Source organism: Pseudomonas sp. PSB18, assembly GCF_014596565.1.
Classification (GTDB): domain Bacteria; phylum Pseudomonadota; class Gammaproteobacteria; order Pseudomonadales; family Pseudomonadaceae; genus Aquipseudomonas.
In genome coordinates this window covers 63,895-88,332 of the sequence record NZ_NOIN01000009.1, presented here as the reverse complement: position 1 = coordinate 88,332, position 24,438 = coordinate 63,895, and the positions used below count along the sequence as shown (strand labels likewise).

The following is a 24,438-nucleotide window of genomic DNA, read 5'->3' as shown; positions in this document are numbered from 1 at the left end:
CGGACGGTCACTTGTGGAGACCGCCGTGGGACGAAACCGGTTGTTTCAGCAAGGGGCCGATCGACAGACCGGCCCTCGCGGCGATATCAGATATCCAGCAGCAGACGAGCCGGATCTTCCAGCAGGTTCTTGATGGTCACCAGGAACGTCACAGCTTCTTTACCGTCGATCAGGCGGTGATCGTAGGACAAGGCCAGGTACATCATCGGACGGATTACCACCTGACCGTTGATCGCCATCGGACGCTGCAGAATGTTGTGCATGCCCAGGATCGCCGCTTGTGGCGGGTTGACGATCGGCGTCGACATCATCGAACCGAATGTACCACCGTTGGTGATGGTGAACGTACCGCCGGTCATCTCTTCGATGGACAGCTTGCCGTCACGGGCCTTCTTGCCGAAGGTAGCGATGCCGCCTTCGATTTCGGCCAGGCTCATCAGTTCGGCGTTACGCAGGACCGGAACCACCAGGCCACGGTCGCTGGAAACCGCAACACCGATGTCGGCGTAGCCGTGGTAGACGATGTCGGAACCGTCGATCGACGCGTTGACGGCCGGGAAGCGTTTCAGCGCTTCGGTGGCAGCCTTGACGAAGAACGACATGAAGCCCAGGCGTACGCCGTTGTGGCTCTTCTCAAAGAGATCCTTGTACTTCGAACGCAGCGCCATGACTTCGGTCATGTCGACTTCGTTGAACGTGGTCAGCATTGCCATGTTCGACTGGGCTTCGACCAGACGCTCGGCAACCTTGGCACGCAGGCGGGTCATCGGAACGCGTTTTTCAACGCGATCACCGGCAGCGAACACCGGCGCCGAAGCGGCAGGCGCGGCCGGCTTGGCAGGTGCGGCGGCTGGAGCGGCTTTCTTGGCGGCCACGGCGGCAACCACGTCTTCCTTGGTCACACGACCACCCTTGCCGGTGCCGGCAACGGAAGCGATGTTGATGCCGTTCTCTTCGGCGATCTTGCGCGCGGCAGGTGCGGCGACTGGATCGTCTTCGCCATCGGCGGCCGGAGCGGCAGCCTGGGCAGCGGCAGGTGCAGCAGCAGCGGCCGGAGCAGCGGCGGCAGCACCGCCTTCTTCGATGGAGCCCAGCACTTCGGCCGACAGCACGGTGTCGCCTTCGCCCTTGATGATAGCGCCCAGGACGCCATCAGCTTCGGCCAGTACTTCCAGTACGACTTTGTCGGTTTCGATGTCGACGATCAGCTCGTCGCGCTTGACCGCATCGCCCGGTTTTTTGTGCCAGGTGGCAATGGTGCCATCGGCAACCGATTCCGGGAAAGTGGGGGCTTTAATCTCGATAGCCATTATCTGTGGTTCCTTAAATTCGGTTTCAGGTGCGCGAAGGCATTAAACGGTAAAGGCATCTTGCAGCAGTTGTTCCTGCTGCTCGGCGTGCATCGATGCGTAACCACAAGCAGGTGCGGCAGAAGCGTCACGACCGGCGTACTCCAGGCCCAGGGCCTTGTTATGGTTGCCGATGCTGCGACGCAGGTGATGCTGACTGCTGTACCACGCGCCCTGGTTCATCGGTTCTTCCTGACACCACACCACGTCGGTGAGGTTGGTGTAAGGCGCGATGGCCTCCATCAGGTCTTCTTCCGGGAACGGGTAAAGCTGCTCGATACGCACGATGGCGATGTCTTCGCGGCCTTCGGCACGACGTTTTTCCAGCAGGTCGTAGTAGACCTTGCCGCTGCACAGGATCAGGCGAGTCACCTTGGCCGCGTCCAGCGTATCGATCTCGGAAATAACGGTCTGGAACGAGCCTTCGGCCAGGTCTTCGAGCGTGGAGATCGCCAGCTTGTGGCGCAGCAACGACTTCGGCGTCAACACGATCAGCGGCTTGCGCAGCGGACGGATGACCTGACGACGCAGCAGGTGGTAGATCTGAGCCGGGGTCGTCGGTACGCAGACCTGGACGTTGTGCTCGGCGCACAGCTGCAGGTAACGCTCCAGACGTGCCGAGGAGTGCTCCGGCCCCTGCCCTTCATAACCGTGTGGCAGCAACATGGTCAGGCCGCACAGACGACCCCACTTGTGCTCGCCGCTGGTGATGAACTGGTCGACCACCACCTGGGCACCGTTGGCGAAGTCGCCGAACTGGGCTTCCCAGATCACCAGCGCATTCGGCTCGGTGGTGGAGTAGCCATATTCGAACGCCAGGACGGCTTCCTCGGACAGCAGCGAATCGTACAGGTCGAAACGTGGCTGGCCTTTGTACAGGTGTTGCAGCGGGATGTAGGTGCTGGCGTCTTTCTGGTTGTGCAGCGCCGCGTGGCGGTGCGAGAAAGTGCCGCGGCCTACGTCCTGGCCAGTGATGCGGATCGGGTGACCTTCGAACGCCAGGGTCGCGTACGCCATGGTTTCGGCGTAACCCCAGTTGATCGGCAGGCCGCCGGCTTGCATCTTCTGACGGTCTTCGTAGATCTTCGCGACCTGACGCTGGACCACGAAGCCTTCCGGAATTTCCAGCAGCTTGGCGGACAGTTCCTGAAGGGTCTTGAGGTCGAAACGCGTGTCGTGACGAGCGGTCCAGGCATGGCCCAGGTACGGACGCCAGTCCACGAACAACTCTTTGTTCGGCTCTTTGACCAGGCTTTTTACAACGTGCAAGCCGTTGTCCAGGGCGTTGCGATATTCATCGACTTTTTCCTGGACGCGCTCGGCGTTCAGCACGCCGCTCTGGGTCAGGCGCTCGGCATACAGCTCACGGGTGGTGCGCTGCTTGGCGATCTGCTGGTACATCAGAGGCTGGGTGCCGCTTGGCTCGTCGGCTTCGTTGTGGCCGCGACGACGGTAGCAGACCAGGTCGATCACCACGTCACGCTTGTACTGCATGCGGTAGTCGATGGCCAGCTGGGTCACGAACAGCACGGCTTCCGGATCATCGCCATTCACATGGAGGATCGGCGCCTGGATCATCTTCGCCACGTCGGTCGCGTACTCGGTGGAGCGCGAGTCCAACGGGTTGCTGATGGTGAAACCAACCTGGTTGTTGATGACGATGTGCACCGTACCGCCGGTCTTGAAACCACGGGTCTGGGACATCTGGAAGGTTTCCATGACCACGCCCTGACCGGCGAACGCCGCGTCACCGTGGATGGAGATCGGCAGTACCTTCTCGCCGGTCGGGTCGTTGCGACGATCCTGACGGGCGCGAACCGAACCTTCGACCACCGGGGAAACGATTTCCAGGTGGGACGGGTTGAACGCCATCGCCAGGTGGACTTCGCCACCGGTGGTCATCACGTTGGACGAGAAGCCCTGGTGGTATTTCACGTCACCGGAACCCAGCTCGACCTTCTTCTTGCCTTCGAACTCGTCGAACAGCTCGCGCGGGTTCTTGCCGAAGGTATTGACCAGAACGTTGAGACGGCCACGGTGGGCCATGCCGATGACCACTTCCTTGGTGCCATACGAACCGGAACGCTGGATCAGCTCGTCCAGCATCGGAATCAGGCTTTCGCCGCCTTCCAGGCCGAAACGCTTGGTGCCCGGGTATTTGGTGCCCAGGTACTTCTCCAGGCCTTCACCGGCAGTGACGCGCTCGAGCAGGTGGCTCTTGATGTCGGCGGAGTACGTCGGACGGCCACGAACGCTTTCCAGACGCTGCTGGAACCACTGGCGTTGCTCGGAATCGGTGATGTGCGTGAACTCAGCGCCGATGGTGCGGCAATATGTCTGCTGCAACGCTTCGTGAATTTCGCGTAGGCTCGCTTCCTCTTTGCCGATGAACAGGTCGCCGGCACGGAAGGTCGTATCAAGATCGGCATTGGTCAAGCCGTAATGAGTGATCGACAGGTCTGCAGGTGCAGGACGCTGCCACAGCCCCAGCGGGTCCAGCTGGGCTGCCTGGTGGCCTCGCATCCTGTAGGCCTGGATCAGTCGCAGTACTTCAACTTGCTTCTTCTCGTGTTCGCTGCTCACGCTGCCGGCGGAGACCGGTTGAGCGCGGCGCTGGTTCTTTGCCAGCAGCACGAAATGATCGCGAATCGTCGAGTGCGAAACATCGGTGGCAGAGTTACCGTCAGCCGGCAACTTCTGAAAATAGGTGCGCCATTCTTCTGGCACAGCGTTAGGGTCGTGCAGGTAGAGCTCGTAGAGCTCTTCCACATAGGCAGCGTTACCACCGGAGAGGTGGGCACTGTTCCACATGCGCTGCATCACGCTTTCTTGCATGCTTGGTCACCCTCGATTAGGGGAACACCATCGGCGAAAACACCGAGCAAACTTGCAGAAGTCCGAGTGCAGCGACTAAAACAAGCCACTTAGGATCACGCTGATAGTCCGGGTACCAGCCCGGATGCCCCTGCTTGTCTCATTTCTTCAAAATAAGAACCACCGCTTTGTAAGCGGCTGTTCTGGTTATGCTACGACGCGGGTTGAAGCCCGCGCCTTAGCCTCTACGGGTACAGCGGTTCTACGGGTACAGCAGCTGAATCACACGCCGTTTTGCAGCAGCATGTTACGTACGTGACCGATGGCCTTAGTCGGGTTCAGGCCTTTCGGGCAGACGTTGACGCAGTTCATGATCCCGCGGCAGCGGAATACGCTGAACGGGTCATCCAGTGCGGCCAGACGCTCGGACGTCTTGGTGTCACGGCTGTCTGCCAGGAAGCGGTACGCTTGCAGCAGGGCGGCCGGGCCCAGGAATTTGTCCGGGTTCCACCAGAAGGATGGGCACGAGGTCGAGCAGCAGGCGCACAGGATGCACTCGTACAGACCGTCGAGCTTCTCACGCTCTTCCGGGGACTGCAGACGCTCGATGGCCGGAGCCGGCGTGTCGTTCTGCAGGAATGGCTTCACCTTCTCGTATTGCTTGTAGAAGATGCTCATATCGACGACCAGGTCACGAATAACCGGCAAACCTGGCAGCGGACGAACGATCAGCTTGTTGCCCTTTACAACGGCCGACAGTGGCGTGATGCAGGCCAGGCCGTTCTTGCCGTTGATGTTCATGCCGTCGGAGCCGCAAACGCCCTCGCGGCAGGAGCGACGATAGGAAAAACCTTCGTCCTGCTCTTTGATCAGGGCCAGCACGTCCAGCACCATCAGGTCTTTACCACCGGTATCGACCTGGAAATCCTGCATGAACGGCGCGGCGTCCTGATCAGGGTTGTAGCGATAAACACTGACTTGCAACATGGCGGTCACCCTTAATAAGTCCGGACTTTAGGTTCGAAAGTCGGAACAGTTTTCGGCGAGAAGTTCACGGCACGCTTGGCGACACGTTTCTCACCCGGGAAGTACAGGGTGTGGCACAGCCAGTTTTCGTCGTCACGGTCTTCATAGTCTTCGCGGGCGTGGGCACCACGGGACTCTTTACGCACTTCTGCGGCGATGGCGGTGGCTTCGGCCACTTCCAGCAGGTTCTGCAGTTCCAGCGCTTCGATACGAGCAGTGTTGAACGCCTGTGACTTATCGTTGATCTTCACATTGGCAATTCGTTCACGCAGTTCTGCCAGCTGGGCAATACCCTTCTGCATGTATTCACCGGTACGGAATACACCGAAGTAGTTCTGCATGCAGCTTTGCAGCTCGCGACGCAGGGTCGCCACGTCTTCGCCATCGGTACGGCTGTTCAGGGCGTTCAGGCGCGCCAAGGCCGCATTGATGTCGGCTTCGGTTGCGTCGTCGTACTCGATACCGTCGGTCAGCGCCTTTTCCAGGTGCAGGCCGGCAGCGCGACCGAAGACCACCAGGTCGAGCAGCGAGTTGCCGCCCAGACGGTTGGCACCGTGAACCGATACGCACGCCACTTCACCCACTGCGAACAGGCCAGGGATGATTTCGTCCACGCCTTCGGCGTTCTGGGTGATTGCCTGGCCATGGATGTTGGTCGGAACGCCGCCCATCATATAGTGGCAGGTTGGAACCACTGGAACCGGCGCGACGACCGGGTCGACGTGAGCGAAGGTTTTCGACAGTTCGCAGATACCTGGCAGGCGGCTGTGCAGCACTTCCTCGCCCAGGTGGTCGAGCTTGAGCATCACGTGGTCGCCATTCGGGCCACAGCCGTTGCCGGCGATGATCTCTTTAACCATCGAACGCGCCACGACGTCACGACCGGCAAGGTCCTTGGCGTTCGGAGCATAACGCTCCATGAAACGCTCGCCGTGCTTGTTGATCAGGTAACCGCCTTCACCACGGCAACCTTCGGTGACCAGTACACCGGCGCCGGCGATGCCGGTCGGGTGGAACTGCCACATTTCGATGTCTTGTACCGGCACGCCAGCACGCAGGGCCATGCCGACGCCGTCACCGGTGTTGATCAGGGCGTTGGTGGTGGATGCATAGATACGGCCTGCGCCGCCGGTCGCCAGTACGGTGGCTTTCGAGCGGATGTAGGTGGTTTCGCCGGTTTCGATGCAGATCGCGATCACGCCGACGAAGGCGCCGTCCTGGTTCTTCACCAGGTCTACGGCGTAGTACTCGTTCAGGAACGTGGTACCCGCCTTCAGGTTGCCCTGATACAGGGTGTGCAGCAGCGCGTGACCGGTACGGTCGGAGGCCGCGCAGGTACGTGCAGCCTGACCGCCCTTGCCGTAGTCCTTGGACTGGCCACCGAATGGACGCTGGTAGATACGGCCGGTTTCGGTACGGGAGAACGGCAGGCCCATGTGGTCCAGCTCGAACACTGCAGCCGGGCCTTCCTGACACATGTATTCGATAGCGTCCTGGTCACCGATGTAGTCGGAACCCTTGACGGTATCGTACATGTGCCAGCGCCAGTCGTCGTTCGGGTCGGCCGAAGCGATGGCGCAGGTGATGCCGCCCTGGGCGGAAACAGTGTGCGAACGGGTCGGGAAGACCTTGGTGATCACGGCAGTCTTGTGACCGCCCTGGGCCAGTTGCAGCGCTGCGCGCATGCCGGCACCGCCGCCGCCAATGATGATGGCGTCGAAAGAAATCGTTGGAATGTTAGCCATGGATCAGATACCCCAGAGAATCTGCACGCCCCAGACGAAGTAAGCGAACATCGCAACGCCGCATACTGCCTGGAAGAGGAAACGTACGGCAGTCGCCGACTTGCCGAACGCCATCGGCGTCAGGTAGTCGGTAGCGATGGTCCACATGCCGACCCAGGCGTGAGCGCCCAGTGCGACGAGGGCCAGCAGACTGAAGATACGCATCCAGTTGCTTGCGAACAGTTCATGCCATTGGGCATAGCCAAGGCCTGGGTTGGCGACGACATATCCGATCAGGAAAATGAAATAAGCCGCGAGAACGACCGCAGACACACGCTGCGCCATCCAGTCATAGAGGCCCGAACGCGAGAGGTTCGTGACGTTGGTTACCATATCCAGACTCCTGCCAGAACGATTACCACCACGGAAACGGCGATAACGATTTTCGAGCCCAGTTTGCCGCCTTCCAGCGTCTCACCGATGCCCATGTCCATGATCAAGTGGCGCACACCGGCAACCAGGTGATACAGCAAGGCGGACAGGATGCCCCAAATCACTAGCTTGGCTAGCGGACTGGTCAGACACGCCTTCACCTGACCGAAGCCTTCTTCCGAGTCGAGCGACTTGTCCAATGCGTAGAGCATGATGGCCAGGCTGACAAAGAGAATGACACCGGAGATACGGTGAAGAATGGACGTGTAAGCAGTGACTGGGAGTTTGATGGTCCTTAGGTCTAGGTTTACAGGTCGTTGGCTTTTCACGGCTTTTTTCACACTGAAGAGCCCCTAAGAATCAGGGCAAAGTTGTTGCGGCGCGCACTGGTCAGGTACTCACCACCCAGGGAGTGACGACCCCCAGCAAAGCTGGCCCAAAAGCCCCTGGCGGTCGGCTGCCGAGTATAGACAGTTAGGTTACTAATGACAACGCGTTCACCTTCCACTGATGGCGCATTGCACAACAGCGGCAAAAGGCGTAAACGGCAGGCAATTTCGAGGAAAAAGTCCGGTTAAAGCCTTCTGGAGCAAGACTTTAGGCAAATTGACATTCGGATTTATCTCACTATAGTGGTGCGGGCCCTGCGTGGGGGGTCTGTCTGATGATTCCAAGCATTAATAGGAGGCCACATGGCTGACAAAAAAGCGCAGTTGATCATCGAGGGCGCAGCCCCCGTCGAGCTGCCCATTTTAACCGGCACCGTTGGTCCCGATGTAATCGACGTTCGCGGCCTGACGGCCACGGGCCGCTTCACCTTCGACCCAGGGTTCATGTCGACCGCTTCGTGCGAGTCGAAGATCACCTATATCGACGGCGATAACGGCATCCTGCTGCACCGCGGCTACCCGATCGAGCAACTGGCTGAAAAATCGGACTACCTGGAAACCTGCTACCTGCTGCTCAACGGCGAGCTCCCGACCGCAGAACAAAAGGCCCAGTTCGTCAGCACCGTGAAAAACCACACCATGGTTCACGAGCAGTTGAAGTCCTTCTTCAACGGCTTCCGTCGCGATGCCCACCCGATGGCCGTCATGTGCGGCGTTGTCGGCGCCCTCTCGGCCTTCTACCACGACTCCCTGGACATCAATAACCCCCAGCATCGCGAAATCTCCGCGGTCCGCCTGGTGGCGAAGATGCCGACCCTGGCGGCGATGGTCTACAAGTACTCCATGGGCCAACCCATGATGTACCCGCGCAACGACCTGTCGTATGCGGAAAACTTCCTGCACATGATGTTCAACACCCCGTGCGAGATCAAACCGATCAGCCCGGTGCTCGCCAAGGCCATGGACCGGATCTTCATCCTCCATGCCGACCACGAGCAGAACGCCTCCACGTCCACCGTGCGCCTGGCCGGCTCGTCGGGTGCCAACCCGTTCGCCTGTATCGCCGCCGGTATCGCGGCACTCTGGGGCCCGGCCCACGGCGGTGCCAACGAAGCGGTACTGACCATGCTCGATGAAATCGGCGATGTCTCGAACATCGACAAGTTCATCGCCAAGGCCAAGGACAAGAACGATCCGTTCAAGCTGATGGGCTTCGGTCACCGGGTCTACAAGAACCGCGACCCACGCGCCACCGTCATGAAGCAGACCTGCGACGAAGTGCTCAAGGAACTGGGGATCAAGAACGATCCGCAACTCGAACTGGCCATGCGCCTGGAAGAGATCGCCCTGACCGATCCGTACTTCATCGAACGCTCGCTGTACCCGAACGTCGACTTCTACTCGGGGATCATCCTCAAGGCGATCGGTATTCCAACCAGCATGTTCACCGTGATCTTCGCCCTGGCGCGGACCGTCGGCTGGATCTCCCACTGGAAGGAAATGCTCTCCAGCCCGTACAAGATAGGCCGTCCGCGCCAGCTGTACACCGGCTACGAGTCGCGTGACATCACCAAGCTGGAAGATCGCAAGTAAGTCCTTGCCATAACGCCTCCAGTTGCACCGGAACGGCCCCCGCTTCTTATATAAGAGCGGGGGCCGTTTTGTTTGTGGCCGCTTTGATCTGTAGTGACAGGACTGGCGCCTTCGCGAGCAGGCTCGCTCCCACATTGGAATGCGCTCACCTGTGGGAGCGAGCCCGCTCGCGATGGCGCCAGACCTGCCCCCCCCTTAATCCGGGCACAAAAAAACACCCCAGCCTCTCGACCGGGGTATTTCTGTATACATGACGCTTCAAGCTTCACACGGTATCAGTGATTAACCGCCCCACTCGCCCCCAGACCAGTCTGCGAACGCACGAACTGCGGGAAGAACAGCGCCCGCTCGTTCTCGGCTTCAGCCGACTTGTCGGTGATGGAGAAGAACCAGATGCCGACGAAGGCAATCGCCATCGAGAACAGCGCAGGGTACTCATACGGGTAGATCGGCTTCTCGTGACCCATGATCTGTACCCAGATGGTTGGGCCCAGGATCATCAGGCCCACGGCGCTGACCAGGCCCAGCCAGCCGCCAATCATGGCGCCGCGGGTGGTCAGTTTCTTCCAGTACATCGAAAGCAGCAGCACCGGGAAGTTGCAGCTCGCCGCGATGGAGAACGCCAGGCCCACCATGAACGCGATGTTCTGCTTCTCGAACAGGATGCCCAGGCCGATCGCCAGCACCGCCAGGGCGATGGTGGTGATCTTCGAGACACGGATCTCGTCCTTCTCGTTGGCCTTGCCTTTCTTGATCACACTGGCATACAGGTCGTGGGACACCGCCGAGGCACCGGCCAGGGTCAGGCCTGCCACAACCGCCAGGATAGTGGCGAACGCCACAGCCGAGATGAAGCCCAGGAACACACTGCCGCCTACGGCGTTGGCCAGATGCACCGCCGCCATGTTGTTACCGCCCAGCAAGGCACCTGCCGCGTCCTTGAAGGCCGGGTTGGTGCTGACCAACAGGATCGCGCCGAAGCCGATGATGAAGGTCAGGATGTAGAAGTAACCGATGAAGCCAGTGGCATACAGCACGCTCTTGCGCGCTTCCTTGGCGTCACTCACGGTGAAGAAGCGCATCAGGATGTGTGGCAGGCCAGCGGTACCGAACATCAGTGCCAGGCCCAGGGAGAAGGCCGAGACCGGATCCTTCACCAAGCCGCCAGGGCTCATGATCGCCTCGCCTTTAGGGTGAACCTTGACCGCTTCGGCAAACAGCATGTTGAAGTCGAAGTTGACGTGCTTCATGACCATCAACGCCATGAACGAAGCACCGGACAGCAACAGCACGGCCTTGATGATCTGTACCCAGGTGGTTGCCAGCATGCCACCGAACAGCACATAGAGGCACATCAGGATACCCACCAGCACCACCGCAACGTGGTAATCCAGGCCGAACAGCAGCTGGATCAGCTTGCCGGCGCCAACCATCTGCGCGATCAGGTAGAACGCCACCACCACCAGCGAACCGCTGGCGGACAAGGTACGGATCTGTTTTTGCCCCAGGCGATAGGACGCCACGTCGGCAAAGGTGTATTTACCCAGGTTACGCAGGCGCTCGGCGATCAGGAACAGAATGATCGGCCAGCCCACGAGGAAGCCGATGGAGTAGATCAGACCGTCATAACCGGAAGCGAACACCAGCGCGGAAATCCCCAGGAAGGACGCCGCCGACATGTAGTCACCGGCAATGGCCAGGCCGTTCTGGAAACCAGTGATCCGCCCGCCAGCCGCATAGTAGTCACTGGCCGACTTGCTACGCTTGGACGCCCAGTAGGTGATGCCCAGGGTCAAGCCGACAAACGCCACGAACATGATGATGGCGGAGACGTTGAGGGGTTGTTTCTGCACGGCCCCGGTCAGGGCTTCAGCCGCCCAGGCACCCGGGGCGAACGCTGCGATGCTCAATAGAGCCAGTAGACGCCGGATCATTGTTGAGCCTCCTTGAGAATCGCATTGTTCAGCTCATCGAACTCGCCGTTGGCGCGTCGCACGTAGATGGCGGTCAGGATGAACGCCGAGACAATCAGGCCGACACCGATGGGAATACCCCAGGTAATCGTCGACTCGGGCGTGATCTTGGCCCCGAGAACGTGTGGCCCGTAGGCGATCAGAAGAATGAATCCGGAGTACAGCCCTAGCATGATCGCCGAAAGAATCCAGGCGAACCTTTCCCTTTTTCTCACCAGCTCCTTGAAGCGCGGGCTGTTTTGAATCGAGAGGTAAATGCTGTCGTTCATTGTTTTTATCCTCGCAGCACAATTTAAGTTGGAACGACTCTACTCTATGCGGCTCAAGGCCAGGTTCCAGACGACCTTAGTATTAGAACGACATGACAGTTTTGCCAGTTTTCAGCAAAAACTACCGCCACCGCCTCTCTCTTGTGGGAGCGAGCCTCTGTGGGAGCAAGGCTTGCCCGCGACAGTATCGCTCCGGTATCAAGATCAACCGAGGCGCCGGCATCGCGGGCAAGCCTTGCTCCCACAGGTATGTGTGCAGGATTCGAGTATTGCGTATCGCAAAAAAAAACCGCATGACAGGACGTCATGCGGTTTCTGGGGATTGATAGATCAGGCAGATTACTTGCCAGTCCACTCCTTCACGCGGTCCGGGTGCTTGGCGACCCAGTCCTTGGCAGCGGCTTCAGGCTTGGCGCCTTCCTGGATAGCCAGCATGACTTCGCCGATTTCGTCTTTCGAGGACCATTGGAACTTCTTCAGGAACTCAGCCACTTCTGGCGCTTTGGTCGCCAATTCCTTGCTGCCGATGCTGTTCACGGTTTCAGCCGCGCCATAGACGCCTTTCGGGTCTTCCAGGAAGCGCAGTTTCCACTTGGCGAACATCCAGTGTGGCACCCAACCGGTGACGGCGATGGATTCGTTCTTTTTCTCGGCACGGGTCAGCTCGGCAATCATGCCGGCGCCGGAACTGGCCTTGAGTTGATACCCGGTCAGGTCGTAATCCTTGATTGCCTGTTCGGTCTTGAGCATCACGCCTGAGCCGGCGTCGATGCCAACAATGCGGTTCTTGAAGCTTTCATCGGTCTTGAGATCGGCAACGGACTGAGCCTTGACGTACTCAGGCACGATCAGGCCAATCTTCGCGTCTTTGAAGTTGGGGCCGTAATCGACCACTTGGTCCTTGTTCTTCGCCCAGTAGTCGCCGTGAGTCACTGGCAACCAGGCCGAGAGCATGGCATCGAGCTTGCCGGTGGCCACGCCTTGCCACATGATCCCCGTCGCCACCGCTTGCAGCTTCACGTCATAACCGAGCTTCTGCTGAATGACTTCCGCCGCCACGTGAGTCGTCGCAACGCTGTCGGACCAGCCGTCAACATAGCCGATGCTCAGGGTTTTGGTTTCGGCGCTGGCCAGTGTAGAGCTGATCGCCAGTACCAGTGCGGCACCTGCGCCCATGAGTCGTCGCATCTTCATCGTGTACTTCCCCGAAAGTGCTGCGCCCGACGAATGCCGAGCGACGTCAACGTGTTGTTATGGTGCTCAGCGCCCCCATCACGCTCGCCTGCCAAACCAGTTCGAACATCAGTGGAGTACTGATGCAACGATCATCAACCTGCGCCGATCTGGAACCTGATCTGTTAGCGACATCGAAACAGCGAGGAGCGACATCAGAACGCCATCCACGACAAGTGTAGGCAACTAGCCACCAACCACCACTCCGTGTATCGTCCCGTTGCTATCGACCCCCACTCAAAACCTGTTTCGTGCCGATCATGGCACTTGGTTTCGCTTCAGTGGTCATAGCCTGCGAACCTCATTCGGCACCATCCTCTAAGGGATCCAGTCATGCTCCGTTCCTTGCGCTTCGCTGCCCTCATCGGCGGCCTTATCCTGAGTGCGTCCGCGCTGGCGGTGGATATCGACGCCGCCAGTTATGGCTACCCCTTGACCAACCCGTTCGAGGCGACCATCGCGACCACCCCGCCTGACCTGCGCCCCGAGCTGCCCTTGATCGAGGACATCAACCAGGCGGACTACAGCGTCACCCTGCGCCCGGAACGCGAGTTCATCCTGCCGGACAACTTCTGGCCGGTGAAAAGCCTGACCTACCGCATGGCCACCCAGGACAAGCCGGCCCCGCTGATCTTCCTGATCGCCGGCACCGGTGCACGGTACGACAGCACCCTCAACGAATACCTCAAGCGCCTCTACTATAAGGCCGGCTACCACGTGGTGCAGTTGTCATCGCCCACCAGTTTCGACTTCATGAGTTCCGCCTCGCGCTTCGCCACCCCGGGCATCACCAAGGAAGATGCCGAAGACATGTACCGGGTCATGCAAGCCGTGCGCGCGCAGCACCCCAAGGTGCCGGTGACCGAGTACTACCTCACCGGCTACAGCCTCGGCGCGCTGGACGCAGCCTTCGTCGCACACCTGGACGAAACCCGGCGCAGCTTCAACTTCAAGAAAGTGCTGTTGCTGAACCCGCCGGTGAACCTCTACACCTCGGTCACCAACCTGGACAAACTGGTCCAGACCCAGGTCAAGGGCATCAACAGCACCACGACGTTCTATGAAGTGGTGCTGAACAAGCTGACCCGTTACTTCCAGCAAAAAGGCTACATCGACCTCAACGATGCCCTCCTTTATGACTTCCAGCAGTCCAAGCAACACCTGAGCAACGAACAGATGGCGATGCTGATCGGCACCTCGTTCCGTTTCTCGGCAGCCGATATCGCTTTCACTTCGGACCTGATCAACCGTCGCGGCCTGATCACCCCACCCAAGTTCCCGATCACCGAAAGCACCAGCCTGACACCGTTTCTCAAGCGTGCGCTGCAGTGCGATTTCGACTGCTACCTCACCGAACAAGTAATCCCGATGTGGCGGGCGCGGACCGACGGCGGCAGCCTGCTGCAACTGGTCGACCAGGTCAGCCTCTACGCCCTGAAGGATTACCTGCATGAAAGCTCGAAGATCGCCGTGATGCACAACGCCGACGACGTCATCCTCGGCCCCGGCGACCTGGGCTTCCTGCGCAAGACCTTTGGCGACCGCCTGACGGTGTATCCACTGGGCGGCCACTGCGGCAACCTCAATTACCGCGTCAACAGCGACGCCATGCTGGAGTTCTTCCGTGGCTAAATACCTCCTGCTTATCGCTGCGTTAATGGGTGCGGGCGTGGTTCACGCCGATGACAAGCCCACGGTGGATGCCGACGGCTTCAAGGAACCGCTGACCAAGCTCAAATTCAACCCGGGCCTGGACCAGCGCGAATTCGAGCGCTCAACCCTCAACGCCTTGAACGTCTATGACCCGCTCGAGTCCTGGAACCGTCGCGTCTATCACTTCAACTACCGTTTCGACCAATGGGTATTCCTCCCCGTGGTCGATGGCTACCGCTACGTCACCCCGAGTTTCGTGCGCACCGGCGTCAGCAACTTCTTCAATAACCTGGGGGACGTGCCGAACCTGGTGAACAGCCTGCTGCAATTCAAGGGCAAGCGTTCGATGGAAACCACGGCGCGGCTGTTGCTCAACACCACGGTAGGCGTCGCCGGCCTGTGGGATCCCGCCACCGCCATGGGCCTGCCGCGCCAGAGCGAAGACTTCGGCCAGACCCTGGGCTTCTACGGCGTGCCCGCCGGCGCCTACTTCGTGTTGCCGATCTTCGGTCCGTCCAACCTGCGGGATACTTCGGGGTTGCTGGTGGACTACACGGCCGAGTCGGCGATCAACTTCCTGAACGTCGCGCAAGTCAGTGCCGACCACCCGGAACTGCTGCTCCTGCGCGGCGTGGACAAGCGCTATCAGACCAGCTTCCGCTATGGCCAGCTGAACTCGCCGTTCGAGTATGAAAAGGTGCGCTACGTGTACACGGAGTCGCGCAAGTTGCAGATTGCGGAGTAACAGTCGGCCACCCCTGTGGGAGCGAGCCTGCTCGCGATTGCGGTGTACCAGCCAACATCTGTATTGGATGACACGCCGCAATCGCGAGCAGGCTCGCTCCCACAGTTGTTTTGGGTTGTCAGGCTCAGCCTTTCAGCGCCTTCCAGAGCTTGCCCACCACCATCACCCCCGCCAGCACCACCGCCCCCGCGACAATCCCCGCCACCGCATTGAGCAACATCGGCACGACAAACCCGGCCCCGCCGGCACTTGCTGCCGCGGCTTCGATCCAGTGATGCACCACCGGCACGCCATGGGTGAGGATGCCGCCGCCCACCAGGAACATCGCCGCCGTGCCGATCACCGACAGGCTTTTCATCATGTACGGCGCGGCGCGCAGGATGGCGTCACCGATGCTTCTGGCAACCTGCCCCGGCTTCTGTGTCAGCCACAGCCCCAGGTCATCGAGCTTGACGATCCCGGCCACCAGGCCATAGACGCCGACAGTCATGACAACAGCGATGCCCGACAGCACGATCACCTGTTGGGTCAGCGGTGCGTCGGCGACGGTGCCGAGGGTGATGGCGATGATCTCCGCCGACAGGATGAAATCGGTACGCACCGCGCCCTTGATCTTGTCCTTCTCAAACGCCACCAGGTCCACCGCCGGATCGGCCACGGCCTCGACCAGTTGCGCATGCTCGGCCTGGTCTTCGGCCGGGCTGTGGAGGAACTTGTGGGCAAGTTTTTCGAACCCCTCGAAACACAGGTAGGCACCACCCACCATCAACAGCGGCGTCACCAACCAGGGCACAAAGGCACTGATCGCCAGGGCCGACGGCACGAGAATCAGCTTGTTGATGAATGAGCCCTTCGCCACGGCCCAAACCACCGGCAGCTCTCGCTCGGCTCGCACGCCGGACACCTGCTGGGCATTGAGCGCCAGATCATCACCGAGCACGCCGGCGGTTTTCTTCGCGGCCATCTTGGTCATGAGCGCAACATCGTCGAGCACGGTGGCGATGTCGTCGATCAATACCAGCAAACTGCTTCCAGCCATGGAGGGGCTCCTTGAATGATAATGCCGCGCAGCATACCGCGAGCCGCCGTACCACGGGGCATTCTTGAGCGTCGCGCGAGCCCGGTGCTACCATGCGCCACCGCCAGAACAGGCAAGGAACCCCTGGGTTTATGAGCACTATCCGCGAGCGCAACAAAGAACTCATCCTGCGTGCCGCCAGCGAGGAATTTGCCGACAAGGGCTTCGCGGCGACCAAGACCAGCGACATCGCGGCCAAGGCGGGCCTGCCCAAACCCAACGTCTACTACTATTTCAAATCCAAGGAAAACCTCTACCGCGAGGTATTGGAAAGCATCATCGAGCCGATCCTCCAGGCCTCGACCCCGTTCAACGCCGACGGTGTGCCCGGCGAAGTGCTGAGCCATTACATCCGCTCCAAGATCCGTATTTCCCGCGACCTGCCCTTCGCCTCGAAGGTCTTCGCCAGCGAGATCATGCACGGCGCCCCCCACCTGAGCCCCGATCTGGTGGAACAACTCAACGCCCAGGCCCGACACAACATCGACTGTATCCAGACCTGGATCGACCGCGGCCAGATCGCCCCCATCGACCCCAACCACCTGATGTTCAGCATCTGGGCCGCCACCCAGACCTATGCCGATTTCGACTGGCAGATAACTGCCATCACCGGCAAGGCGAAGCTGGATGAAGCCGATTATGAAGCAGCGGCGCAGACGATTATCCGGTTGGTGTTGAAGGGGTGTGAGTTGGATCGCCAGGCTTAGCATCGAGTCGCCTTCATCGCGAGCAGGCTCGCTCCCACAAGGGATTTGCGGTGTTCGTACATTTTGTGTCCACCCATCGAAACCTGTGGGAGCGAGCCTGCTCGCGATAGCGATAGATCAGTCAATACAGAATCAAACAACCACCCCCGCATCCGCCCGCAACCCCACCGCTTCCACAGCCCTGACAGCCACCTGCTCATCGACATCCGACAGGTCGCCGCTGATGCCAATCGCGCCCAACACCTGCCCCGCCTGATCCCTGATCAACACCCCACCCGGAACCGGCACGACGCTGCCCTGCCCCAGGCTGTTCAACGCAGCGATGAACGCTGGGCGCTGTTGGGCGTCCTGGGCCAGCAGGCGTGAGCCTTTACCCAGGGCGACGGCGCCCCAGGCCTTGCCAATGGCGATCTGCGGGCGGAGCAGGCTGGCGCCGTCTTCGCGCTGCAGGGCAATCAGGTGCCCGCCGCTGTCGAGGACGGCGACGGTCAGGGGTGCAGCGTTGATTTCACGACCCGCGACAAGGGCTTGCCCCGCCAGGTTGACGGCGACGTTCAAGGTTAGAGCGCTCATGGATGCTGTCCCTCTTTTGTTGTTGGAAAGCCTTTTGGGTTTCACCTTCGGCAAACCCTCACACAACAAATAGAGCACAATTAAATATATTTTTGTATACAATAATTCTCGAAAATCGCCACGCGCGACGAAAAGCCACAGGGTTATCGGCCTTCCGACGAATGAAGCAGGCACTTGAGGAAAAGGATTGACCTGCAACGTTCGCCGTGAATAAACTCGCCGAAAAGCCACTTGTATACAATTACAAAACGTAAGAGGCACAAAACCATGAGCAAAATGAGAGCAATCGAAGCCGCCGTTCTGGTGATGCGCCGTGAAGGCGTGGACACCGCCTTCGGTATTCCGGGTGCCGCGATCAATCCGCTGTACTCCGCCCTGCAGAAGGTGGGTGGCATCGATCATGTCCTCGCACGCCACGTTGAAGGTGCCTCGCACATGGCTGAGGGCTATACCCGCGCCAAGGCCGGCAACATCGGCGTCTGCATCGGCACGTCGGGCCCGGCCGGCACCGACATGGTCACAGGGCTCTACAGTGCCTCGGCCGATTCGATCCCGATCCTGTGCATCACCGGGCAAGCACCCCGCGCTCGTCTACACAAGGAAGACTTCCAGGCGGTGGACATCACCAGCATCGTCAAACCGGTAACCAAGTGGGCGACCACCGTCCTGGAACCGGGCCAGGTGCCTTACGCATTCCAGAAAGCGTTCTTTGAGATGCGCTCCGGCCGCCCCGGCCCGGTATTGATCGACCTGCCCTTCGATGTGCAGATGGCCGAGATCGAGTTCGACATCGACACTTACCAGCCATTGCCGTTGGCCAAGCCTGCGGCCAACCGTGCGCAGGTCGAAAAAGCCCTGGCGATGCTCGATCAGGCTGAACGACCCTTGCTCGTGGCCGGTGGTGGCATCATCAATGCCGATGCCAGCGAGCTGCTGGTGGAGTTCGCCGAGCTGACCGGTATCCCGGTGATCCCCACGCTGATGGGTTGGGGCACGATTGCGGACGACCACCCGCTGATGGTCGGCATGGTCGGCCTGCAGACGTCCCACCGCTATGGCAACGCGACGCTGCTCAAGTCGGACCTGGTGCTCGGTGTCGGCAACCGCTGGGCCAACCGCCACACCGGTTCGGTGGATGTCTACACCGAAGGTCGTCGGTTCATTCACGTCGACATCGAACCGACCCAGATCGGCCGCGTGTTCACCCCGGACCTGGGCATCGTCTCCGACGCCGCCTCGGCACTGACGGTGTTCATCGAAGTCGCCCGTGAATGGCAGGCCGCCGGCAAACTGAAGAACCGCAGTGCGTGGCTGCAGGACTGCCAGCAGCGCAAGGCCAGCCTGCAACGCAAGACACACTTCGACAACGTGCCGGTCAAGCCCCAGCGCGTGTACGAAGAAATGAACCAGGTGTTCGGCAAGGACACCTGCTACGTCAGCACCATCGGCCTGTCGCAGATCGCCGGGGCGCAGTTCCTGCACGTCTACAAGCCACGCCACTGGATCAACTGCGGCCAGGCCGGTCCGTTGGGCTGGACCATTCCGGCCGCGCTGGGGGTGGTCAAGGCCGATCCGAGCCGCAAGGTCGTGGCCTTGTCGGGGGACTACGACTTCCAGTTCATGATCGAAGAATTGGCGGTGGGCGCGCAGTTCAAGCTGCCGTACATCCATGTCGTGGTGAACAACTCCTACCTGGGCCTGATTCGCCAGGCACAACGCGGGTTCGACATGGACTACTGCGTCCAGTTGTCCTTCGACAACCTCAACGCGCCGGAACTCAACGGCTATGGGGTAGACCACATCGCCGTCGCCGAGGGCCTGGGTTGCAAGGCGCTGCGGGTGTTCGAACCGTCCGCCATCCAGCCGGCATTGCGCAAGGCCCAGGAAATGATCGAGGAGTTCAAGGTGCCGGTGATCGTCGAGGTCATCCTCGAGCGAGTGACCAATATTTCCATGGGCACCGAGATCAATTCCGTCAACGAATTCGAAGACCTGGCACTGGTGGGCAACGACGCGCCGACGGCCATTTCGTTGCTTGATTGACCCCTGCGGGAGCGAGCCCTTGTGGGAGCAAGGCTTGCCCGCGATGTAGGCGCCTCGGTTCATCTTGATACCGAGGCGATGTTATCGCGGGCAAGCCTTGCTCCCACAGAGGCCCACTCCCACAACGGCTTCAGAATATTCATAGGAGACTGCCATGCCGCGTTTCGCCGCCAACCTGTCCATGCTGTTCACCGAACAGGATTTCCTAGCCCGTTTCGAAGCGGCCGCCAAGGCCGGTTTCACGGGTGTCGAATACCTGTTCCCTTACGACTACAGCTCCGCCGAACTCAAGGCCCTGCTCGACGCCAACGGCCTGACCCAGGTGCTGTTCAACCTGCCGGCCGGTGACTGGGCCAAGGGCGAACGTGGCATTGCCTGCCTGCCGGACCGGGTCGAGGAGTTCCGCGCCGGCGTCGACCTGGCGATTGCCTACGCGCAGGTGTTGGGCAACACCCAGGTCAACTGCCTGGCCGGGATCTGCCCGCAGAATTGCGACGAAGCCCTGGTGCGCAAGACCTTCGTCGCCAACCTGAAGTACGCCGCCGAGAAGTTGCAAGCCAAGGGCATCAAGTTGGTGATGGAAGCCATCAATACCCGCGACATCCCCGGCTTCTACCTCAACAACACCGCCCAGGCCCTGTCGATCCGCGAGCAGGTGGGCAGCGCCAACCTGTTCCTGCAGTACGACATCTACCACATGCAGATCATGGAAGGTGACCTGGCCCGGACCCTGTCGGCGCACCTGGGCGAGATCAACCATGTGCAATTGGCGGACAACCCGGGACGCAACGAGCCGGGCACCGGCGAGATCAACTATCGCTTCCTGTTCGAACACCTGGACCGCATCGGCTACTCCGGTTGGGTCGGCTGCGAATACAAGCCGTTGACCACCACCGAAGCCGGCCTGAACTGGCTGAAAACCCATAACGCTATCTGAAACGACTCCCCCTGTGGGAGCGAGCCTGCTCGCGAAGCGGCAGTCCAGCCAACCTCATCGGCGAATGCGAAACCGCTATCGCGAGCAGGCTCGCTCCCACAAAAAAGCAGCCTCCATTGGCTCAAAAACAAGAGGATTTCCCCCATGGCTAAAATCGGATTCATTGGCACCGGCATCATGGGTCACCCCATGGCACTGAACCTGCAAAAGGCCGGGCACAGCCTGTTCCTGTCCCAACATCACGACCCGGCTCCCGCCGATCTGCTGGCCGGTGGCGCGGTGGCCCTGGCCAACCCGAAGGAAGTTGCCCAGGAAGCCGAGTTCATCATCGTCATGGTCCCGGACACGCCCCAGGTCGATGACGTGCTGTTCCGCGCCGATGGCGTCGCGGCGGGCGTGGGCGCGAACAAGGTGGTGATCGACATGAGTTCGATCTCCCCCACCGCCACCAAGGCGTTCGCGGCGAAGATCAATGAAAAAGGCGCGCAGTATCTCGATGCCCCGGTGTCCGGTGGCGAAGTCGGCGCCAAGGCCGCGACCCTGAGCATCATGGTCGGTGGCGACAGCAGCGCATTTGAACGCGCCTTGCCGCTGTTCCAGGCCATGGGCAAGAACATCACCCTGGTGGGCGGCAACGGCGACGGCCAGACCGCCAAGGTCGCCAACCAGATCATCGTCGCACTGAACATCCAGGCCGTGGCCGAAGCCCTGCTGTTCGCTTCGAAGAACGGCGCCGATCCGGCCAAGGTCCGCGAAGCGCTGATGGGCGGGTTTGCTTCATCGAAAATCCTGGAAGTGCACGGCGAGCGCATGATCAAGGGCACCTTCGACCCGGGCTTCCGCATCAGCCTGCACCAGAAGGACCTGAACCTGGCCCTGCAAGGTGCACGGGAACTGAACATCAACCTGCCCAACACCGCCAACGCCCAGCAAGTGTTCAGCACCTGCGCGGCCATCGGCGGCAGCAACTGGGACCACTCGGCGCTGATCAAGGGGCTGGAGCACATGGCGAATTTCTCGATTCGCGATAACTGACTCCTGCCCCAAACCCTGTGGGAGCGAGCCTGCTCGCGATGGCTGTTTCACAGTCGATAATGCTGTGACTGAACCACCGCTATCGCGAGCAGGCTCGCTCCCACAAGAGATCGCATCAATCCAATAATAAGAATCGGGAGCCCGCCATGTCGGTCGATCCGCAACAATTGCTCCGCGAGCTGTTTGCCGCAGCCATCGACGCGGCCCATCCGCAGCACGTCCTTGAACAGTATCTGCCAGCCGACCGCAGTGGTCGGGTGATTGTCATCGGCGCCGGCAAGGCCGCCGCCGCGATGGCGCAGGTGGTTGAGCGTTGCTGGCAGGGCGAGGTCAGCGGCCTGGTCGTGACCCGCTATGGCCATGGCGCGCCTTGCCAGAAAATCGAGGTGGTGGAAGCCGCCCACCCCGTACCCGACGCGGCCGGCCTGGCGGTGGCCGAACGGGTGCTGGCGTTAGTCAGCAACCTGACGGAGGACGACCGGGTGATCTTTCTGTTGTCCGGCGGTGGCTCGGCGTTACTGGCACTGCCGGCGGCCGGCATCACCCTGGCCGACAAGCAGGCAATCAACAAAGCCTTGCTCAAATCCGGCGCCACCATCGGCGAGATGAACTGCGTGCGCAAGCACCTTTCGGCGATCAAGGGCGGACGCCTGGGCAAGGCCTGCTGGCCGGCGACGGTCTACACCTATGCGATTTCCGATGTGCCGGGCGACCTCGCCACGGTCATCGCGTCCGGCCCTACTGTGGCCGACCCCAGCACATCGGCCGAAGCCCTGGCGATCCTCAAGCGCTACAGCATCGAGGTCCCGGCGTCGGTACACACTTGGCTGCACAGCGCGGAGTCGGAAACCGTCAAGCCCGGCGACCCAAGCCTGGCCCGCAGTCATTTCCAACTGATCGCCCGCCCCCAGCAATCCCTGGAAGCGGCAGCGGTGAAAGCCCGCCAGGCCGGTTTCAGCCCACTGATCCTTGGCGACCTGGAGGGCGAGTCCCGGGAAGTGGCGAAAGTCCACGCCGGCATCGCCCGACAAATCGCCCGGTACGGCCAGCCCCTGGCAGCGCCCTGCGTGATCCTCTCCGGCGGCGAAACCACGGTGACTGTGCGCGGCCACGGCCGAGGCGGTCGCAACGCCGAATTCCTGCTGAGCCTGACCGACAATCTCAAGGGTCACCCCGGTATTTATGCACTGGCCGGCGACACCGACGGCATCGACGGTTCCGAAGACAACGCCGGCGCCATCATGACCCCAGGCAGCTACCGCCGCGCCGCCGAGCTGGGCCTGAGCGCCAGCGACGAGCTGGACAACAACAACGGTTACGGCTATTTCGCCGCGCTGGATGGGTTGATCGTTACCGAGCCGACCCGCACCAACGTCAACGACTTCCGCGCCATCCTGATCCTCGAGAACCCCGCCCATGACGCCTGACAAAAAGGTCAAGATCCTCGCCACCCTCGGCCCCGCCACCCGCGGGATCGACGACATCCATGAGCTGGTGCGGGCCGGGGTGAACATCTTCCGCCTGAACTTCAGCCACGGCGATCACGCCGACCATGCCCAGCGCTACCAGTGGATTCGCGAAGTGGAACAGCGACTCAACTACCCGCTGGGTATCCTGATGGACCTGCAAGGCCCGAAACTGCGGGTCGGCCGATTCGCCGACGGCAAGGTCCTGCTGCAACGCGGCCAGGCCCTGCGCCTGGACCTGGACCCGACACCCGGCGATCAACGCCGGGTCAACCTGCCCCACCCGGAAATCATCGCGGCCCTGGAGCCAGGTATGGACTTGCTGCTGGATGACGGCAAGCTGCGCCTGCGGGTGGTCGCCCGGCACAGCGCCGCCATCGACACCGAAGTGCTCAACGGTGGCGAACTGTCGGACCGCAAAGGCGTGAACGTGCCCCAGGCCGTGCTCGACCTGAGCCCGCTGACCGCCAAGGACCGTCGCGACTTGAGCTTCGGCCTGGAATTGGGCGTGGACTGGGTGGCGCTGTCGTTCGTCCAACGTCCCGAAGACATCCGCGAAGCCCGTGCACTGATTGGCGACAAGGCGTTCCTGATGGCCAAGATCGAGAAACCGTCGGCGGTGACCCAACTGCGGGAAATCGCCGAGTTGAGCGACGCGATCATGGTCGCCCGTGGCGATCTGGGCGTTGAAGTGCCGGCCGAGAGCGTGCCGCAGATCCAGAAGAACATCATCGGCACCTGCCGTGCCCTCGGCAAACCGGTGGTGGTGGCGACCCAGATGCTGGAGTCGATGCGCTTCTCCCCGGCCCCCACCCGGGCCGAGGTCACCGACGTCGCCAACGCCGTGGCCGAAGGTGCCGACGCGGTGATGCTGTCGGCGGAAACCGCCTCGGGCGACTACCCCCTCGAAGCCGTGCAGATGATGAGCAAGATCATCCGCCAGGTCGAAAACGGCCCGGATTACCAAACCCAACTGGACGTCAGCCGCCCGAAAGCCGAGGCCACGGTGTCGGACGCCATCAGTTGCGCGATCCGTCGCATCAGCAACGTCCTGCCGGTGGCGGTGCTGGTGAACTACAGCGAATCGGGCAGCTCCAGCCTGCGAGCCGCGCGGGAACGGCCAACGGTGCCGATTCTCAACCTCACGCCGAACCTTCAGGCCGCCCGCCGCTTGACCGTGGCCTGGGGCGTGCACTCCGTGGTCAACGATCGGCTGCGGCAGGTGGACGAAGTGTGTTCCACCGCCCTGGAAATCGCCCAGGCCCAAGGCATGGCGCAGCGCGGCGATACGCTGCTGATCACCGCCGGCGTGCCATTCGGGCAGCCGGGGTCGACCAATTCGTTGCGCATCGAGACGCTGATCTAGCGCCTGTACTGGCCCCATCGCGAGCAGGCTCGC

20 protein-coding genes are annotated in these 24,438 nt (G+C 61.0%); 9 read left to right on the top strand and 11 right to left on the bottom strand.

Annotation, left to right across the window (positions count from 1 at the left end):
- Positions 1-86 precede the first annotated feature (86 nt).
- The 6 genes from odhB to sdhC all read right to left on the bottom strand — a co-directional run bounded on the left by odhB (position 87) and on the right by sdhC (position 7,686).
- Positions 87-1,310, bottom strand: coding sequence for a 2-oxoglutarate dehydrogenase complex dihydrolipoyllysine-residue succinyltransferase (gene odhB / locus CGA22_RS20675; RefSeq protein WP_041024948.1), 1,224 nt, complete (start codon positions 1,308-1,310; stop codon positions 87-89).
- Positions 1,311-1,352: 42 nt separating this feature from the next.
- Positions 1,353-4,184, bottom strand: coding sequence for a 2-oxoglutarate dehydrogenase E1 component (locus CGA22_RS20670; protein WP_041024949.1), 2,832 nt, complete (start codon positions 4,182-4,184; stop codon positions 1,353-1,355).
- Positions 4,185-4,445: 261 nt separating this feature from the next.
- On the bottom strand, positions 4,446-5,150 hold the full coding sequence (locus tag CGA22_RS20665; protein WP_039594133.1) for a succinate dehydrogenase iron-sulfur subunit: 705 nt from the start codon (positions 5,148-5,150) through the stop codon (positions 4,446-4,448).
- A gap of 11 nt (positions 5,151-5,161) precedes the next feature.
- Complete coding sequence (sdhA, locus tag CGA22_RS20660; protein WP_041024950.1) at positions 5,162-6,934, bottom strand: succinate dehydrogenase flavoprotein subunit; 1,773 nt, start codon at positions 6,932-6,934, stop codon at positions 5,162-5,164.
- Positions 6,935-6,937: 3 nt separating this feature from the next.
- Positions 6,938-7,306 carry a succinate dehydrogenase, hydrophobic membrane anchor protein gene (sdhD, locus tag CGA22_RS20655; RefSeq protein WP_041024951.1) on the bottom strand — a complete coding sequence of 123 codons (369 nt, stop codon included), beginning with the start codon at positions 7,304-7,306 and terminating at the stop codon, positions 6,938-6,940.
- Positions 7,300-7,686 carry a succinate dehydrogenase, cytochrome b556 subunit gene (gene sdhC / locus CGA22_RS20650; RefSeq protein ID WP_172679607.1) on the bottom strand — a complete coding sequence of 129 codons (387 nt, stop codon included), beginning with the start codon at positions 7,684-7,686 and terminating at the stop codon, positions 7,300-7,302. The genes sdhD and sdhC overlap by 7 nt, the downstream gene beginning before the upstream one ends.
- Before the next feature lie 351 nt (positions 7,687-8,037).
- Between sdhC and gltA the strand changes: the two genes are divergently transcribed.
- On the top strand, positions 8,038-9,327 hold the full coding sequence (gltA, locus tag CGA22_RS20645; protein WP_041024952.1) for a citrate synthase: 1,290 nt from the start codon (positions 8,038-8,040) through the stop codon (positions 9,325-9,327).
- A 275-nt stretch (positions 9,328-9,602) separates the two neighbouring features.
- Here the strand turns inward: gltA and CGA22_RS20640 are convergent, their stop codons facing one another.
- The 3 genes from CGA22_RS20640 to CGA22_RS20630 form a co-directional block, all read right to left on the bottom strand.
- Positions 9,603-11,261, bottom strand: a complete 1,659-nt coding sequence (locus tag CGA22_RS20640; protein WP_041024953.1) for a cation acetate symporter — start codon at positions 11,259-11,261, stop codon at positions 9,603-9,605.
- The gene (locus CGA22_RS20635; RefSeq protein WP_041024954.1) at positions 11,258-11,569 is read right to left on the bottom strand and encodes a DUF485 domain-containing protein; all 312 of its coding nucleotides are present in this window, start codon (positions 11,567-11,569) and stop codon (positions 11,258-11,260) included. The genes CGA22_RS20640 and CGA22_RS20635 overlap by 4 nt, the downstream gene beginning before the upstream one ends.
- A gap of 339 nt (positions 11,570-11,908) precedes the next feature.
- Positions 11,909-12,763 (bottom strand): glycine betaine ABC transporter substrate-binding protein, encoded by an 855-nt coding sequence (locus tag CGA22_RS20630; protein WP_041024955.1) that lies wholly within the window; start codon positions 12,761-12,763, stop codon positions 11,909-11,911.
- A 372-nt stretch (positions 12,764-13,135) separates the two neighbouring features.
- Here CGA22_RS20630 and CGA22_RS20625 point away from each other — a divergent pair, with 372 nt between their 5' ends.
- Both CGA22_RS20625 and CGA22_RS20620 read left to right on the top strand, forming a co-directional pair.
- On the top strand, positions 13,136-14,434 hold the full coding sequence (locus tag CGA22_RS20625; protein WP_041024956.1) for a serine/threonine protein kinase: 1,299 nt from the start codon (positions 13,136-13,138) through the stop codon (positions 14,432-14,434).
- A 25-nt stretch (positions 14,435-14,459) separates the two neighbouring features.
- Positions 14,460-15,200, top strand: coding sequence for a VacJ family lipoprotein (locus CGA22_RS20620; protein ID WP_223194876.1), 741 nt, complete (start codon positions 14,460-14,462; stop codon positions 15,198-15,200).
- 124 nt (positions 15,201-15,324) lie between these two features.
- Here the strand turns inward: CGA22_RS20620 and CGA22_RS20615 are convergent, their stop codons facing one another.
- Positions 15,325-16,239: a DUF808 domain-containing protein gene (locus CGA22_RS20615; RefSeq protein WP_041024958.1), complete on the bottom strand. Its 915-nt coding sequence runs from the start codon at positions 16,237-16,239 to the stop codon at positions 15,325-15,327.
- Between the two features lie 131 nt (positions 16,240-16,370).
- Between CGA22_RS20615 and CGA22_RS20610 the strand changes: the two genes are divergently transcribed.
- Positions 16,371-16,985: a TetR/AcrR family transcriptional regulator gene (locus tag CGA22_RS20610; RefSeq protein ID WP_041024959.1), complete on the top strand. Its 615-nt coding sequence runs from the start codon at positions 16,371-16,373 to the stop codon at positions 16,983-16,985.
- 132 nt (positions 16,986-17,117) lie between these two features.
- Here the strand turns inward: CGA22_RS20610 and CGA22_RS20605 are convergent, their stop codons facing one another.
- Positions 17,118-17,558, bottom strand: coding sequence for a GlcG/HbpS family heme-binding protein (locus tag CGA22_RS20605; protein ID WP_041024960.1), 441 nt, complete (start codon positions 17,556-17,558; stop codon positions 17,118-17,120).
- A gap of 267 nt (positions 17,559-17,825) precedes the next feature.
- Between CGA22_RS20605 and gcl the strand changes: the two genes are divergently transcribed.
- The 5 genes from gcl (at position 17,826) to pyk (ending at position 24,405) form a co-directional block, all read left to right on the top strand.
- Positions 17,826-19,601 carry a glyoxylate carboligase gene (gene gcl, locus CGA22_RS20600; protein ID WP_041024961.1) on the top strand — a complete coding sequence of 592 codons (1,776 nt, stop codon included), beginning with the start codon at positions 17,826-17,828 and terminating at the stop codon, positions 19,599-19,601.
- Between the two features lie 154 nt (positions 19,602-19,755).
- A complete protein-coding gene (hyi, locus tag CGA22_RS20595; RefSeq protein WP_188258690.1) occupies positions 19,756-20,538 on the top strand; it encodes a hydroxypyruvate isomerase in 783 nt (260 codons plus the stop codon).
- Positions 20,539-20,682: 144 nt separating this feature from the next.
- Complete coding sequence (locus CGA22_RS20590) at positions 20,683-21,573, top strand: 2-hydroxy-3-oxopropionate reductase (RefSeq protein WP_041021531.1); 891 nt, start codon at positions 20,683-20,685, stop codon at positions 21,571-21,573.
- Positions 21,574-21,719: 146 nt separating this feature from the next.
- Complete coding sequence (locus CGA22_RS20585; protein ID WP_041021532.1) at positions 21,720-23,000, top strand: glycerate kinase; 1,281 nt, start codon at positions 21,720-21,722, stop codon at positions 22,998-23,000.
- On the top strand, positions 22,990-24,405 hold the full coding sequence (pyk, locus tag CGA22_RS20580; RefSeq protein ID WP_188258689.1) for a pyruvate kinase: 1,416 nt from the start codon (positions 22,990-22,992) through the stop codon (positions 24,403-24,405). The genes CGA22_RS20585 and pyk overlap by 11 nt, the downstream gene beginning before the upstream one ends.
- The last annotated feature ends 33 nt before the right edge of the window (positions 24,406-24,438 follow it).

Bases quoted from the DNA above. Each gene is read 5' to 3' on its own strand.
- odhB (WP_041024948.1), bottom strand. From the start codon at position 1,310: ATGGCTATCGAGATTAAAGCCCCCACTTTCCCGGAATCGGTTGCCGAT.
- CGA22_RS20670 (WP_041024949.1), bottom strand. From the start codon at position 4,184: ATGCAAGAAAGCGTGATGCAGCGCATGTGGAACAGTGCCCACCTCTCC.
- CGA22_RS20665 (WP_039594133.1), bottom strand. From the start codon at position 5,150: ATGTTGCAAGTCAGTGTTTATCGCTACAACCCTGATCAGGACGCCGCG.
- sdhA (WP_041024950.1), bottom strand. From the start codon at position 6,934: ATGGCTAACATTCCAACGATTTCTTTCGACGCCATCATCATTGGCGGC.
- sdhD (WP_041024951.1), bottom strand. From the start codon at position 7,306: ATGGTAACCAACGTCACGAACCTCTCGCGTTCGGGCCTCTATGACTGG.
- gltA (WP_041024952.1), top strand. From the start codon at position 8,038: ATGGCTGACAAAAAAGCGCAGTTGATCATCGAGGGCGCAGCCCCCGTC.
- CGA22_RS20640 (WP_041024953.1), bottom strand. From the start codon at position 11,261: ATGATCCGGCGTCTACTGGCTCTATTGAGCATCGCAGCGTTCGCCCCG.
- CGA22_RS20635 (WP_041024954.1), bottom strand. From the start codon at position 11,569: ATGAACGACAGCATTTACCTCTCGATTCAAAACAGCCCGCGCTTCAAG.
- CGA22_RS20630 (WP_041024955.1), bottom strand. From the start codon at position 12,763: ATGAAGATGCGACGACTCATGGGCGCAGGTGCCGCACTGGTACTGGCG.
- CGA22_RS20625 (WP_041024956.1), top strand. From the start codon at position 13,136: ATGCTCCGTTCCTTGCGCTTCGCTGCCCTCATCGGCGGCCTTATCCTG.
- CGA22_RS20620 (WP_223194876.1), top strand. From the start codon at position 14,460: ATGGGTGCGGGCGTGGTTCACGCCGATGACAAGCCCACGGTGGATGCC.
- CGA22_RS20615 (WP_041024958.1), bottom strand. From the start codon at position 16,239: ATGGCTGGAAGCAGTTTGCTGGTATTGATCGACGACATCGCCACCGTG.
- CGA22_RS20610 (WP_041024959.1), top strand. From the start codon at position 16,371: ATGAGCACTATCCGCGAGCGCAACAAAGAACTCATCCTGCGTGCCGCC.
- CGA22_RS20605 (WP_041024960.1), bottom strand. From the start codon at position 17,558: ATGAGCGCTCTAACCTTGAACGTCGCCGTCAACCTGGCGGGGCAAGCC.
- gcl (WP_041024961.1), top strand. From the start codon at position 17,826: ATGAGCAAAATGAGAGCAATCGAAGCCGCCGTTCTGGTGATGCGCCGT.
- hyi (WP_188258690.1), top strand. From the start codon at position 19,756: ATGCCGCGTTTCGCCGCCAACCTGTCCATGCTGTTCACCGAACAGGAT.
- CGA22_RS20590 (WP_041021531.1), top strand. From the start codon at position 20,683: ATGGCTAAAATCGGATTCATTGGCACCGGCATCATGGGTCACCCCATG.
- CGA22_RS20585 (WP_041021532.1), top strand. From the start codon at position 21,720: ATGTCGGTCGATCCGCAACAATTGCTCCGCGAGCTGTTTGCCGCAGCC.
- pyk (WP_188258689.1), top strand. From the start codon at position 22,990: ATGACGCCTGACAAAAAGGTCAAGATCCTCGCCACCCTCGGCCCCGCC.